At 65.4% G+C, this 12,702-nt stretch carries 16 protein-coding genes; 5 read left to right on the plus strand and 11 right to left on the minus strand.

Translation table 11 applies throughout. The features are described from left to right. Window positions 1-55: 55 nt before the first annotated feature. Window positions 56-868, plus strand: coding sequence for a BPSS1780 family membrane protein (locus ISO4_RS02690; protein ID WP_194855055.1), 813 nt, complete (start codon window positions 56-58; stop codon window positions 866-868). After that, a complete protein-coding gene (locus tag ISO4_RS02695) occupies window positions 855-1,793 on the plus strand; it encodes a BPSS1780 family membrane protein (protein WP_194855056.1) in 939 nt (312 codons plus the stop codon). The genes ISO4_RS02690 and ISO4_RS02695 overlap by 14 nt, the downstream gene beginning before the upstream one ends. Here ISO4_RS02695 and mgtE read toward each other — a convergent pair. From mgtE to ISO4_RS02750, 11 genes are all read right to left on the minus strand, one after another. Continuing rightward, window positions 1,790-3,154, minus strand: a complete 1,365-nt coding sequence (gene mgtE, locus ISO4_RS02700) for a magnesium transporter (protein ID WP_194855057.1) — start codon at window positions 3,152-3,154, stop codon at window positions 1,790-1,792. The genes ISO4_RS02695 and mgtE overlap by 4 nt on opposite strands. A gap of 71 nt (window positions 3,155-3,225) precedes the next feature. Then, window positions 3,226-3,495, minus strand: coding sequence for an HPr family phosphocarrier protein (locus tag ISO4_RS02705; RefSeq protein ID WP_067610995.1), 270 nt, complete (start codon window positions 3,493-3,495; stop codon window positions 3,226-3,228). Further along, window positions 3,492-4,346: an RNase adapter RapZ gene (gene rapZ, locus ISO4_RS02710; RefSeq protein WP_142948924.1), complete on the minus strand. Its 855-nt coding sequence runs from the start codon at window positions 4,344-4,346 to the stop codon at window positions 3,492-3,494. The genes ISO4_RS02705 and rapZ overlap by 4 nt, the downstream gene beginning before the upstream one ends. Before the next feature lie 20 nt (window positions 4,347-4,366). After that, entirely contained in the window at window positions 4,367-4,840 is a 474-nt protein-coding gene (gene ptsN, locus ISO4_RS02715) for a PTS IIA-like nitrogen regulatory protein PtsN (protein ID WP_142948922.1), read from the minus strand. 4 nt (window positions 4,841-4,844) lie between these two features. Continuing rightward, entirely contained in the window at window positions 4,845-5,144 is a 300-nt protein-coding gene (gene hpf, locus ISO4_RS02720) for a ribosome hibernation-promoting factor, HPF/YfiA family (RefSeq protein WP_142948920.1), read from the minus strand. Between the two features lie 41 nt (window positions 5,145-5,185). Beyond that, window positions 5,186-6,634, minus strand: a complete 1,449-nt coding sequence (locus ISO4_RS02725) for an RNA polymerase factor sigma-54 (protein WP_194855058.1) — start codon at window positions 6,632-6,634, stop codon at window positions 5,186-5,188. A 193-nt stretch (window positions 6,635-6,827) separates the two neighbouring features. Beyond that, the gene (lptB, locus tag ISO4_RS02730) at window positions 6,828-7,553 is read right to left on the minus strand and encodes an LPS export ABC transporter ATP-binding protein (RefSeq protein WP_142948916.1); all 726 of its coding nucleotides are present in this window, start codon (window positions 7,551-7,553) and stop codon (window positions 6,828-6,830) included. A 1-nt stretch (window position 7,554) separates the two neighbouring features. Further along, on the minus strand, window positions 7,555-8,145 hold the full coding sequence (gene lptA / locus ISO4_RS02735) for a lipopolysaccharide transport periplasmic protein LptA (protein ID WP_323745325.1): 591 nt from the start codon (window positions 8,143-8,145) through the stop codon (window positions 7,555-7,557). Next, window positions 8,120-8,677 (minus strand): LPS export ABC transporter periplasmic protein LptC, encoded by a 558-nt coding sequence (gene lptC / locus ISO4_RS02740; RefSeq protein WP_194855059.1) that lies wholly within the window; start codon window positions 8,675-8,677, stop codon window positions 8,120-8,122. The genes lptA and lptC overlap by 26 nt, the downstream gene beginning before the upstream one ends. After that, window positions 8,674-9,177 (minus strand): KdsC family phosphatase, encoded by a 504-nt coding sequence (locus ISO4_RS02745; protein WP_456151255.1) that lies wholly within the window; start codon window positions 9,175-9,177, stop codon window positions 8,674-8,676. The genes lptC and ISO4_RS02745 overlap by 4 nt, the downstream gene beginning before the upstream one ends. Next, the gene (locus ISO4_RS02750) at window positions 9,177-10,145 is read right to left on the minus strand and encodes a KpsF/GutQ family sugar-phosphate isomerase (RefSeq protein WP_194855060.1); all 969 of its coding nucleotides are present in this window, start codon (window positions 10,143-10,145) and stop codon (window positions 9,177-9,179) included. The genes ISO4_RS02745 and ISO4_RS02750 overlap by 1 nt, the downstream gene beginning before the upstream one ends. A 245-nt stretch (window positions 10,146-10,390) precedes the next feature. Here ISO4_RS02750 and ISO4_RS02755 point away from each other — a divergent pair, with 245 nt between their 5' ends. The 3 genes from ISO4_RS02755 (at window position 10,391) to murA (ending at window position 12,690) form a co-directional block, all read left to right on the plus strand. After that, complete coding sequence (locus tag ISO4_RS02755) at window positions 10,391-11,041, plus strand: MlaC/ttg2D family ABC transporter substrate-binding protein (protein ID WP_194855061.1); 651 nt, start codon at window positions 10,391-10,393, stop codon at window positions 11,039-11,041. A 101-nt stretch (window positions 11,042-11,142) separates the two neighbouring features. Then, complete coding sequence (locus tag ISO4_RS02760; protein ID WP_067605985.1) at window positions 11,143-11,397, plus strand: BolA family protein; 255 nt, start codon at window positions 11,143-11,145, stop codon at window positions 11,395-11,397. A 30-nt stretch (window positions 11,398-11,427) separates the two neighbouring features. After that, window positions 11,428-12,690 (plus strand): UDP-N-acetylglucosamine 1-carboxyvinyltransferase, encoded by a 1,263-nt coding sequence (murA, locus tag ISO4_RS02765; RefSeq protein WP_194855062.1) that lies wholly within the window; start codon window positions 11,428-11,430, stop codon window positions 12,688-12,690. Window positions 12,691-12,702: the final 12 nt, after the last annotated feature.

Genomic DNA, 12,702 nt, shown 5'->3' on the forward strand with positions numbered 1-12,702 from the left:
CACCCGCCATTTTTTCTATTGGTTGTTAATTCGTTTGAAACTCAGGGGAATATTCATGACGGAAGTGAATCCTTACCAAGGACCGGAAACCAACGTGACCAGCCCGCAAGGCGAGGGGACCTTTACGCTGGGCGGTCCGCACAAAGTCACCGTGGGCCAGGCGCTGGGCTGGCTCGGTGAGGGGATGAGAATGCTCAGTGGCCACTGGGGCGTGGTGATCGGCGCCCTGGTGCTGGTGATGGTGATCACCATGGGGCTGCAGTTGATCCCGTTCCTGGGGCCTCTGGCGCAGCCCTTTATCACCACCCTGCTGTACGCCGGGCTGGTGAAGCTGTTCCACCGTATCGCCACCGACGGACGCTCCGATTTCGGCGATCTGTTCGCCGGCTTTTCCGAGCGCACCGGGCCCTTGCTGCTGCTGGCGCTGGTGCAGATCGGCGTCTACCTGGGCGCCTTGCTGGTGGTCGGCGGTCTGATGGCGATCTCCCTGGGCGGCTCCATGTCGCTGCAGTCCATGGACCCGCAGGCGATGAGCAGCGGCATGGGCGTAATGATGGCGATCATGCTGCCGCTGTTCCTGATCGTGTTCACCCTGGTGATGTTCCTGTTCTACTTCGCCGTGCCGCTGATCATGCTGGGCGGCATGGGGCTGGGCGGCGCCATGGGGGTCAGCTTCCGCGCCTGCATGAAGAACCTGCTGCCGATGATCGTCTACGGCATCGTGGTGATGCTGATCATCATGGTGGCGGCCCTGCCGCTGCTGCTGGGCCTGCTGTTCGTGATGCCGATTCTGGCCGGCGCCTACTATGTGTCGTTCCGGCAGGTGCTTACCAACCCCGCCGACGGTGCCGAACATGGACCCGAATAACCCCTACCAGGGGCCGCAAGCGGCGTTGCTGGAGACGCCGCGCCCCGGCGAGGCGACGGTGGGCCGCGCCCGCCGCCGTCCGGTGGGGCACGGCTGGCTGTGGTGGAAGCGGGCCTGGTCGCTGGTGGCCACCAACTGGGTGCTCTGGTGCCTGGCCGTGCTGGTGTTCTTCGCGGTGATTTTGGGCATCAGCCTGTTGAGCCTGTTCGTGCCGGTGTTGGGCAGCTTCGTGCCGACCCTGTTTTCGCCGGTGCTGGCGGCGGGGCTGTTCCATCTGGCCTGGCGGCGCTGGGGCGACGACGACTTCGAGTTCGGCGATCTGTTCGCCGGCTTTTCCAACCGCACCGGGGCGTTGTTTCTCGCCGGGCTGATGCAGCTGCTGCTGCAGATCGGCTTCACCGCGCTGATGGCGGCCCTGGTGTGGGTGGCGTTCGGCCCGGATATCGCCGCCTTCTTCAGCTCCGCCTTCGGCAGCGCCCTGGAGCCGGTGCCGGAGATCAGCGCCGGTCTGGACGGCGCAAAGATGGCGCTCACCGGCTTGCTGGTGACGGCACTGTCGCTGCCCTATATGGCGCTGATCTGGTTCCAGGCGCCGCTGGTCTACTTCGGCGGGCGCAACGGCTTCCAGGCGCTGGGGGAAAGCCTGATCGCGGTGCTCAAGAACTGGGCGCCGATGCTCTGGTACAGCGTGGTGGTATTGCTGGTGATGCTGGCGGTGGGCGGCGCGCTCGCGCTGCTGTTCGTGCTGGCCAGCACCCTGCTGGGCCCGGGTGTCTCCGGGGCGCTGGCCATGGTGCTGCTGAGCCTGCTGGCGCTGGTGCTGGGCCTGTTCCTGATGGCGGTGCTGACGGTGTCGGTGTACGCCTCGTTCCGGGATATCTTCGGCGCCGACGATGAGCCGGAAGCGACGCCCGAACTCGCTTAGACCACCAGGTTGGCGTAGAGCAGGGTGGCGAGACCGAGGAAGGCCATGAAGCCGACGATGTCGGTGACGGTGGTCAGCACCACCGACCCGGCCAGGGCCGGGTCGATGCCCATCCGTTTCATCACCATCGGGATCAGGGCGCCGGCGCCGGCGGCCACCACCAGGTTGAGGATCATGGCGCAGCCGATGATCACGCCCAGGCTCGGGTCGTCGAACCAGAGCGCGGCGGTGGCGCCGATCACCAGCGCCCAGAGCAGGCCGTTGAGCGCGCCCACAGCCAGTTCCTTGGTGAGCAGATAGCGGGTGTTGCCCGCCTGCACCTGTCCCAGCGCCATGGCGCGGATCACCAGGGTCAGGGTCTGGCTGCCGGCGATGCCGCCCATGCTGGCGACGATCGGCATCAGCACCGCCAGGGCCACCACTTTCTCCAGGGTATCCTCGAACAGGCTGATCACCGCCGAGGCGGCCAGGGCGGTGAGCAGATTGATGCCCAGCCACAGCGCCCGGCGGCGCACCGTGTGCCAGACCGAACCAAAGGTGTCTTCGTCCTCGTCCAGGCCGGCCATGCCCATCAGCGAGTGCTCGGCTTCTTCCATGATCACGTCGACCACGTCGTCAATGGTGATCCGGCCCACCAGCATGCCGTTGTCGTCCACCACCGGGGCGGTCACCAGGTCCAGCCGTTCGAACAGCTTGGCCACTTCGTGGGCGTCCTGGGTGGCGGGGATCGCTTCCACATCGGTGATCATCGCTTCGCGCACCGAGGTGCCGGGGTCGGATATCAGCACCCGGGTCAGCGGCAGCACGCCGACGAACTGGTTCTTGCGGTTGACCACCAGCAGGTTGTCGGTGGTCTTGGGGATATCGCCCAGGCGCCGCAGATAGCGCTGCACCACGCTGAAGGTGATCTCCGGGCGCACCGTGATCACGTCCGTGTTCATCAGGCCGCCGGCGGTGTCCTCCGGGTAGTTCATCACCTGTTCCAGGCGTTCCCGGTTCTGCGCGTCCAGGCCGGCCAGCACGCGGCTGGTGACCTGTTCCGGCAGTTCTTGAAGGAGGTCGGCCAGATCGTCGGTGTCGAGGTCCTCGATCAGCTCCACCAGCTCTTCGGTGGGCAGGTCGCGCAGCAGCTCCACGCGCACTTCCTCGCCGAGATACTGCAGCACCTCGGTTTCCTGCTCCTGGTTGAGCAGCTGCCAGAGGATTTCGCGTTCGCGGGGCGGGGAGGACTCGATCAGGTGCGCGGCTTCGGCGCCGGGCAGGTTGTTGAGCACCTGCCGCACTTCCGAAAAGGTGCCACTGGCCAGGGCACGGTTGACCGTTTTCAGATTTCGGCGGTGGCGGGTTTGTTCTGCGGTCATGGTTCCCTCCTTAGGTGCGCCAGTTTACACCACCGCGCATTACCGGAGGATCAAAGCTTTAAAAAAGCGGCCTACTCGCCTTCGTCGAACTTGCGCTGGAACAGATCGGTGAGTTCGTCCATGGCCGGTTGTTCGTCCTCGCCGTCCACGCACACCCGCAGGGTGGTGCCTTTGGCGGCGCCCAGCGTGAGCAGCCCCATGATGCTCTTGGCGTCGATGCGGCGTTCTCCGTGAATCACCTGAATACTGCAGCTGTAGCGCGAAGCCACGCTGACCACCTTGGCGGCGGCGCGTGCGTGCAGGCCCAGCTTGTTGGTGATGGCCAGGTCCTGTTCAATCATCCATCCAGCTCCCGGTGGCGAACGTGCAAGGGCACGCCCTGGTTACGCAGCCGGTGGGCCAGCTGCTCGGTGATATAGACCGAACGATGACGGCCGCCGGTGCAGCCCACGGCCACCGTCACATAGCTGCGGTCGTTGGCCGCGTAGGTGGGCAGCCAGCGGTTCAGAAAGTGGAAAATGTCTTCCAGCATCAGCTCGCTCTCCGGGTGCCCGCGCAGGAATTCGGCGATGCGCTCGTCGCGGCCGGTCAGCGGCCGCAGCTCGTTGTGCCAGTGCGGGTTGGGCAGGGCGCGCACGTCGAACACCAGGTCGGCGTCGCGGGGCAGGCCGTTTTTATAGCCGAAGGATTCGATCAGCAGCGACAGATTGACGTCGCGGCGGGCCACCCGTTGCCGGATCAGGTTGCGCAGCGTGTGCACGTCCAGGCTGCTGGTGTCGATCACCAGGTCGGCGAGCATGCGGATGTCGGCCAGCAGATGCGCTTCGTACTCAATCGCGTCGGCCAGGGTGCGGTCGTCGTCGCTCAGCGGGTGGCGGCGGCGGGTGGCGCTGAAGCGCTCCAGCAGGGTGCCCGGGTCGGCGTCGAGGAAGATCACCTCGGTCTCCACCTGCTGGTTTTTCAGTGCCTTGATGATGCTTTTGAACGCCAGCAGCTGGCGGGGCAGGTTGCGCGCGTCCACGCCCACCGCCACCCGCTCGGGGGCGTGTTCCTCGGTGTCGAGCTGTTCCGTGAGGGTGGGCAACAGCCCCAGGGGCAGATTGTCCACGCAATAGTAACCGTGGTCCTCCAGGGCCTGCAGGGCGGTGGTTTTACCCGACCCGGAGCGGCCGCTGAGAATGGTGAGCTTCATAAGGGGGCAACCGGTAAGGGCTAGGACGCGAGGCGTAGTTCCGCTTCCGATTCCACCGCCACCTGGAACAACTGCTGGTTGCTGTGGGCCCGTCGCAGGTCGCTGCGGTAGTCATCGTCGTTGAACAGGCTGGCCAGATGGCTGAGTGTCTTGAGGTGCTGTTCCGGGTTCTGCTCCGGCACCAGCAGCACGAACACCAGATCCACCGGGCGCCCGTCGACGGCGTCGAAGTCCACCGCGTCTTCCAGTTTCAACAGCAGGCCCACCGCGCCCTCGCAGTGGCCCAGCCGGCAGTGGGGAATGGCGATGCCCTCGCCGATGCCGGTGGACCCGAGTTTTTCCCGGGCCACCAGGGCGTCGAACACTTCCTGCTCGTTGAGGCCGCCGCAGCTGGCCGCGGCCAGCTGGGCGATCTGATCGAGCAACCGTTTTTTACTGGTGACCGACACGTCGTTATAGGTGCGGTCTTCGCTGAGCAATTCACGTACTCGCATAGGGTTAATGACCGTGTTTACGGTCCACCGTCTTCTCTTTGTGTTTGAGGATTTGCCGGTCCAGCTTGTTGGTCAGCGCATCAATGGCCGCGTACATGTCGTCCGCGTGGGCGGTGGCGAACACGTCGGCGCCGGAGATGTGGATGGTGGATTCGGCCTTGTGGGATTTGGGCTCCGGAGACAGGATCACCTGAATGCTGGTGATCTGATCAAAATGGCGCTCCAGTTTGGCGAACTTTTCGTCCACATAGTCACGCAGGGCGTCGGTGATATCCAGGTGGTGACCACTGATGTTTATTTGCATGGCTGGCTCCTATACCTCGTTAAGACCCATCCTCCGCGCGCCTACACCAAACGCTTGCGGGCGCTCGAGGACGGGATGCGCATCGCCTCGCGATATTTGGCGACCGTGCGGCGCGCCACCTTGATCCCCTGATCATTCAGCAAGCTCGCCAGCTTGTTGTCGCTGAGCGGCTTGCGAGGACTCTCGGCGGCGACCAGCTTCTTAATGATGGCACGAATGGCGGTGGAGGAACACTCACCGCCGCCGTCCGTGTCGACGTGACTTGAGAAGAAATATTTCAGCTCGAACACGCCCTTGGGCGTGAGCATGAATTTCTGGTTGGTGACCCGGCTGATGGTGGACTCGTGCATGCCCACGGCCTCGGCGATGTCCGCCAGGACCAGCGGTTTCATCGCCTCTTCACCGTAGTTGAAGAAGTCCTGCTGCACCTCGACGATGCGGCTGGCCACTTTCAGCAGGGTGTCGTGGCGGCTTTGCAGGCTTTTCAGGAACCATTTGGCCTCCTGCATGCAGTTACGCAGGTACTGGCCGTCCTCGCCGCCCACCTGGCGGGCCATCTGTGCGTACTGGGCGTGAAGATTGACGCGCGGCAGCACCGCCTCGTTGAGCGCCACCCGCCAGCCGCCCTTGTGGGCGCTGACCACCACGTCGGGGACCGCGTAATCGGCGCTCTCGCCGCCGATCTGCTGGCCCGGGGCCGGGTCCAGGCCGCGCAGCAGGGCCATGGCCGCGAGCAGGGCCTCCTCGGTGGCGCCCAGGGCGCGCCGCAGGCCGGCGTAATCGTGTTTTTCCAGCAGCGTCTGGTGCGCCAGCACCGCCCGGGCGTGGTCCAGATGCGGGGTGTCCTCGGGCAGCTGGGCCAGCTGCACGCCCAGGCACTCGGCCAGGTCGCGGCTGGCCACGCCCACCGGGTCGAACTGCTGCAGCCGGTGCAATACCGCCACCACTTCATCGTCTTCCACCGGGTCGTCCGGGTCGGCGATTTCGTTATTGGCGGTGGTGACCAGGTCTTCCAGGGGCACGGTGACGAAGCCGCGCTCGTCCAGGGCTTCAATGATGATCTGGGCGATCACCCGGTCCCGGTCACTCATCGGCGTCAGGTTGAGCTGCCACTCCATGTGGCTGATCAGGGTGTCGGGGTTGGCGTGGCGCTGCTGCCAGGCGTCGGCGTCCTCGCTCTCGCCGCCGGGGCTGCTCTGGCCCACGTAGAGGTCGTCCCAGTCGCTGTCGGTCTCCACCGGGCCGTCCACCAGGTCTTCCAGGGCGTCGCTGCGCTCCACGTCCAGGTCCGCGTCGGCGTCGTACTCGCCGTCATCGGCGCTGAAATCCTCGGCGCCTTCCTCCATTTCCAGCAGCGGGTTGGTCTCCACCGCCTGCTGGATCTCCAGGCGCAGGTCCAGCGTCGACAGCTGCAGCAGGCGGATTGCCTGCTGCAGCTGGGGCGTCATGGTCAGCTGCTGGCCGATTTGAAGCTGTAAGGAGGGTTTCATGCTGCGTGTCTGGTTGCTCGATCCCGAGGGTTGGAGCATAGCAGCATCAATCGAAATTAAGCAATAATCATGCCAGCTATTGTTTTGTCCGGCGGAAGGGTGTAGGGCAGTGCGGCGGGAAGGCGTCCACTATATGCAAGGGTTTGGGCGGTGCGCAAGGCAGCGGCGGCGGTCGCCGCCACTTTTGTCGCTACTAAAGCCGGAAGTCGGCGCCCAGGTAGACGTCGCGCACCTGCTGGTTGCCGAGAATGGTGTCGGCGTCGCCGTCGGCGATGATATGGCCGGTGCTGACGATATAGGCGGTGTCGCAGATATCCAGGGTCTCGCGGACGTTGTGGTCGGTGATCAGCACGCCGATGCCGCGGTCCTTGAGGTGGCGGATGATGCTCTTGATGTCGTTCACGGAGATCGGGTCGACCCCGGCGAAGGGCTCATCCAGCAGAATAAAATCCGGGTCCGTGGCCAGGCCCCGGGCGATCTCCGCGCGCCGGCGCTCGCCGCCGGACAGGCTCATGCCCATGCTGTCGCGAATATGGTCGATATGGAATTCCTGCAGCAGTTTCTCCAGCTGCTCCTTGCGCTCCGCCTTGCTCAGGCTTTTGCGCGTTTCCAGGATCGCCATGATGTTCTGCTCCACGGTGAGGCGGCGGAAGATGCTCGCCTCCTGGGGCAGGTAGCCGATGCCGCGTTTGGCCCGGCCGTGCATCGGCAGGTGGGTGATGTCGTTGCCGTTGATCTCGATACGGCCGGCGTCGGCGGCCACCAGGCCCACGATCATATAGAAGCAGGTGGTCTTGCCGGCGCCGTTGGGGCCCAGCAGGCCGACGATCTGGCCGGCTTCCACTTCCAGGGAGACGTCCTCGATGACGCGGGTGCTCTTATAGCTCTTGGCCAGATTATGGGCGCTCAGATGTGCCATCTCAGGGGGTCTCCGCATTATCGGGTTGCGCGGCCGGGGCGTCCTGGGCCGGTTCGCCGTTGTCCTGCTCCTCCGGCTCGGCGTCCTCGCTGGCCTGCTCGGCGTTCTTGGCCGGGATCACCAGGCGTACCCGCTTGTCGCCTTCGCTGCTGGCGTCCACGCGGCGCGAATCCAGGTTGTACTCCACCTTGGCGCCTTCGAAGGTGTTGCCCTGGTGGGTGACGCGGGCGTTGCCGGTGAGCACCAGGCTGCGCTGCGCCAGGTCGTAGACCAGCTTGTCGGCGCGGGCGTTCAATTCCTTGCCTTCCACCATGCGCACCGGCGACCCGGTGGCTTCCACCCGCGTCAGTTCATTGTTCTCGGTGAACAGGCGGATCACATCCGCGTTCAGGCGCCGCTTGCCCTGGATCAGCTCGGCGTTGCCGCGATACACGCCGGTGCCGGCGCTCTGTTCGAAGGTGGCCTCATCGGCGCTCACCTCCACCGGGCCGGTGGGCTGCTGGGCGGCGGCGCCGGCGGTCAGCGCGGTCAACGCCAGAGCCAGCAGAGCCTTGCCCAGGGCGGACCTATTCCGTGCTGCCTGTGAATTCACTTACCACTCCTTGCTTGAGTGTCATTTCGCCGCTGGTCAGATCGCTTTCCATGGCGCCGGCGCGGGTGCGGCCGTCGCGGTGGCGCATGGCGAGCTCGCCGGGGGAGACCACACGGTTGGTGTCGTTGTGGTACTGCAGTTCCTCGGTGTCCAGGGTGACGCCGTTGCTTTCGCTGCGCGCTTCCACCTGGTCCGTGAAGACAATCAGGTCACCGTTGTCGCGCACTTCACCACGGCGGGACTGGATCGTCCACAGGCCGTTACTGTTGTCCATGCGCAACACCGGTTCGGTGAGGGTGGTGAGCGCGTCCCGTTCGTACTGCTCGAGATGATCCGCCACCAGGCGGTATTGCACCCGGCCGTCCTCTTCGTCGTAGGCTTTGGCGACGATCCGGTCGGCGATGATCATCGGCGCGTTGAGAAACGCCTCGCGGTCTTCTTCCAGAGGGTTGTCCCACTCGTGCAGGGTCATCAGCACGATCAGCCCCAGCAGCAGGATGCCGGAGGCGCTAAGCAGGCCCTGGCGTTTCACGCGTCACCCCGGTGTTCGAGAAGGGCGTCGCAGATCTCGCGCACCGCGCCTTCGCCGCCTCGGTTGCGGGTCACGTGGTCGGCCGCCGCCCGCGCGCAGTCGTGGCCGCTGGACGGTGCGAAGGCGATCTGCGCCCACTGCAGGGCCGGCACGTCCGGTTCATCGTCGCCGGCGTAGCCGGTTTCGCGGGCGGTCACGCCCAGCGAGGCGGCCAGGTCGGCCAGCGCCACGCCCTTATCCTCGCGGCCCTGGATCACGTGCTGAATGCCCAGCTCGGTGGCGCGGCGGGCCACCATGGGCGTGTCGCGGCCGGTGATCAGCGCCAGGGTGACGCCGCTGGCGGCCAGTTTCTTGAGGCCGTGACCGTCCAGGGTGTTGAACACCTTGAGCGCTTCGCCGTCGGGGCCGTAATAGAGGCGGCCGTCGGTGAGCACGCCGTCCACGTCGAAGGCCATCAGTTTCAGGTTGCGCGCGTCGGCGCTGGACACCAGCAAGGTCACTACATCACCCCCGCGCGCAGCAGGTCCTGGGTGTTGAGGGCGCCCACCGGGCGCTGGTCGGCGTCACACACCACCAGGCCGTTGATCTTGCGCGTCTCCATGATTTGCAGGGCCTCGGCGGCCAGGTGCCCGGGCGGCATGGTCACCGGGCGCGGCGACATCACGTCGGCGATGCCGGCCTGGCGGATATCCAGGCCCTTTTCCAGGGTGCGGCGCAAATCGCCGTCGGTGAAGATGCCGATCAGGCGGCCGTCGTCGTCCACCACCGTGGTCATGCCCAGGCCCTTGCGGGTCATTTCCAGCAGGGCGTCGGACAGGCTGGCGTCGCGGTTGACCCGTGGCAGGCGCTCTTCCGCGTGCATGATGTCGTCGACCTTGAGCAGCAGGCGCCGGCCCAGGCTGCCGCCCGGATGGCTGAGGGCGAAGTCCTCGGCGGTGAAGCCGCGCGCCTCGAGCAGGGCGATGGCAAGGGCGTCGCCCATAGCCAGCGCGGCGGTGGTGGAGGTGGTGGGCGCCAGGTTGTGCGGGCAGGCCTCTTCTTCCACGCCCACGTCGAGATGCACGTCGGAGAGCTGCGCCAGGGACGACGAAGGGCGGCCGGTCATGCTGATCAGCACCGCGCCCTTGCGCTTGATCACCGGAATAATGGTGAGGATTTCGCCGGTTTCGCCGGAATTGGACAGCGCCAGCACCGCGTCCTCGGTGGTGATCATGCCCAGGTCGCCGTGGGACGCCTCGCCGGGGTGGACGAAGAACGACGGGGTGCCGGTGCTCGCCAGGGTGGCCGCCAGCTTGCTGCCGATATGGCCGCTTTTGCCCATGCCGGTCACGATCACCCGGCCCTTGCAGGCCAGCAGCAGCTCGCAGGCCTGCTCGAAGGTGTCGCTGACGCGCTCGCCGAGCGCGGCCACGGCGCGCGCTTCCACGTCCAGAACACGGCGGGCGGTGGCGATGTGGTTATGACTCATAATGATTCGTGTCTCCTCGCTGGCGGAGATTATACACTGGCCGAAGCGCCGCTGACTGCCCTTGGAACCCTTAAGCGTTCGGATGTTCCAATTGATTAGGTCTCTGGTATCCCGCCGGCAAGCTCTGCTTGCCTTTCGCGGGCGGGGCCCGCTCGCACAAAACGTGCTTCGTAGAGGCCTTGGCTGGACAGGTCGGGACCAAGGCCGTAGAAACGAACATCCTCAGACACGACAGGGAGTGACGTATGATCTTCAAACAAGGCTTCGCGGCCACGCTGGCGCTGCTTATGCTGGTCTCGGCGGGCTTCGCCCAGGCCGCCCAGGACCCTCGAGATCTGGTCCAGGAGACCGTGGAGCGGATGACCAGCCGTATCGACGCCGAGCGCGAGCGGCTGGAAAAGGACGAAAGCTACGCCCGTGAGCTGGTCCGCGAGGAGCTGGTGCCGCTGGTGGATTTCAAGCGCATCACCCGCATGGTGATGGGCGAGCACTTCGACCAGGCCAGCCGGGACCAGAAGTACGAGTTCCTGGAAGTGTTCAAGAACAGCCTGATCAACACCTACGCCTCCGGCGTGACCCTTTACCAGGGCCAGGAAATCCGCGTGCTGCCGATGCGCGAGGAGGACCGCAAGGGCAACTACGCCCGGGTGCGGCTGGAAGGCACCACCAACGACGGCAAGGTGATTCCGGTGTTCTTCACCCTGTTCCAGTCCGATGACCAGTGGAAGGTGGTCAATGTCTACGTCAACGGCCTGGATCTGCGCGACGTCTACCGGGCCCAGTTCGCCCAGTCCATGCAGCAGCTCGGTGACCTGGACAAGGTGATCGACAGCTGGTCCGCGGAAAGCGCCGACCTGGAAGAGAAAGTGGACGTGGAGACCGGCAGCGGCGCCTGACCCCGCCACCGGGCGGCCGGCCCCCGGATGGCCGGCCGTCACAATGACAAGCCACCGCGCCCTCGCGTATCATTACCCGTTCATTGAAACGAGGAGTGATCATGAAATCGGAAGACGTGAAGGCGCTGGTGGAAGCCGGTTTCGAGGATGCCGATGTGGCCGTGGAAGGGGAAGGCGACCGCTTTCTGATCCGCGTGATATCCGATGCCTTCGAAGGCCTGATGCCGGTGAAGAAACAGCAGCTCGTGTACAGCTGCATCAACCCGCAGATCGCCGATAACTCCATTCATGCCGTCTCGATCAAGACCTTTACCCGTGCCGAATGGGAAAAAGCCCAGAAAATGGGCCTTGCCTGACCGTACCGTCTTTTCCGCGTAGGAAGCTCCATGGACAAATTGATCATCACTGGCGGTCGGCGTCTCGACGGCGAAATCCGCATTTCCGGTTCCAAGAACTCATCGCTGCCGATTCTGGCCGCCACCCTGCTGGCCGGGGAGCCGGTCACGGTGGGCAATCTGCCCCACCTGCAGGACGTGACCACCCTGATCGAGCTGCTCGGCCGCATGGGCGTGCACGTGGTGATCGACGACAAGCTCAACGTGGAGGTGAACCCCACCACCATCCAGGAGCTCACCGCGCCCTACGAGCTGGTTAAAACCATGCGCGCCTCGATCCTGGTGCTGGGGCCGATGGTGGCCCACTTCGGCGAGGCCTCGGTGTCGCTGCCCGGCGGTTGCGCGATCGGCTCGCGGCCGGTGGACATCCACCTGCGCGGCCTGGAGGCCATGGGCGCGGAGATCGTGGTGGCCAACGGCTACGTGCACGCCAAATCCAACGGCCGCCTGAAGGGCGCGCGCATCGTGATGGACACGGTCACCGTGACCGGCACCGAAAACCTGCTGATGGCGGCGGCACTGGCGGACGGCACCACGGTGCTGGAAAACGCCGCCCGCGAGCCGGAAGTGGTGGACCTGGCCAACTTCATCAACCGCATGGGCGGCAAGGTGAGCGGCGCCGGCACCGACACCATCACCGTGGAAGGCGTGCCCAAGCTGGGCGGCTGCCACCATGACGTGATCGCCGACCGCATCGAAACCGGCACCTATCTGATCGCCGCCGCCATCACCGGCGGCCGCATCAAGTGCAAGGACACCGACCCGAGCCTGCTCGACGCGGTGCTGCACAAGCTCAAGGAAGCCGGCGCCAAGATCGAGACCGGCGACAACTGGATCAGCCTGGACATGGAAGGCCGCCGGCCCAAGTCGGTGAACCTGCGCACCGCGCCGTACCCGGCCATGCCCACCGACATGCAGGCCCAGTTCACCGCCCTGAACACGGTGGCGGAAGGCACCGGCACCATTGTCGAGACGGTGTTCGAGAACCGTTTCATGCACGTGCAGGAAATGAACCGCATGGGCGCCGACATCGAAGTGCAGGGCAACACCGCCATCTGCCGCGGCGTGGCCAGCCTCACCGGCGCGCCGGTGATGGCCACCGACCTGCGCGCCTCGGCGTCGCTGGTGATCGCCGCCCTGGTCGCCGAGGGCGACACCACCGTGCAGCGTATCTACCATATCGACCGGGGGTACGAGTGCATCGAGGAAAAACTGCAATCGCTGGGCGCCGTGATTCGGCGCGTACCCGGCTGAAGCGTGGCGCCG

This window comes from Alloalcanivorax venustensis ISO4 (assembly GCF_015356855.1).
Taxonomy (GTDB): Bacteria; Pseudomonadota; Gammaproteobacteria; order Pseudomonadales; family Alcanivoracaceae; genus Alloalcanivorax; species Alloalcanivorax venustensis.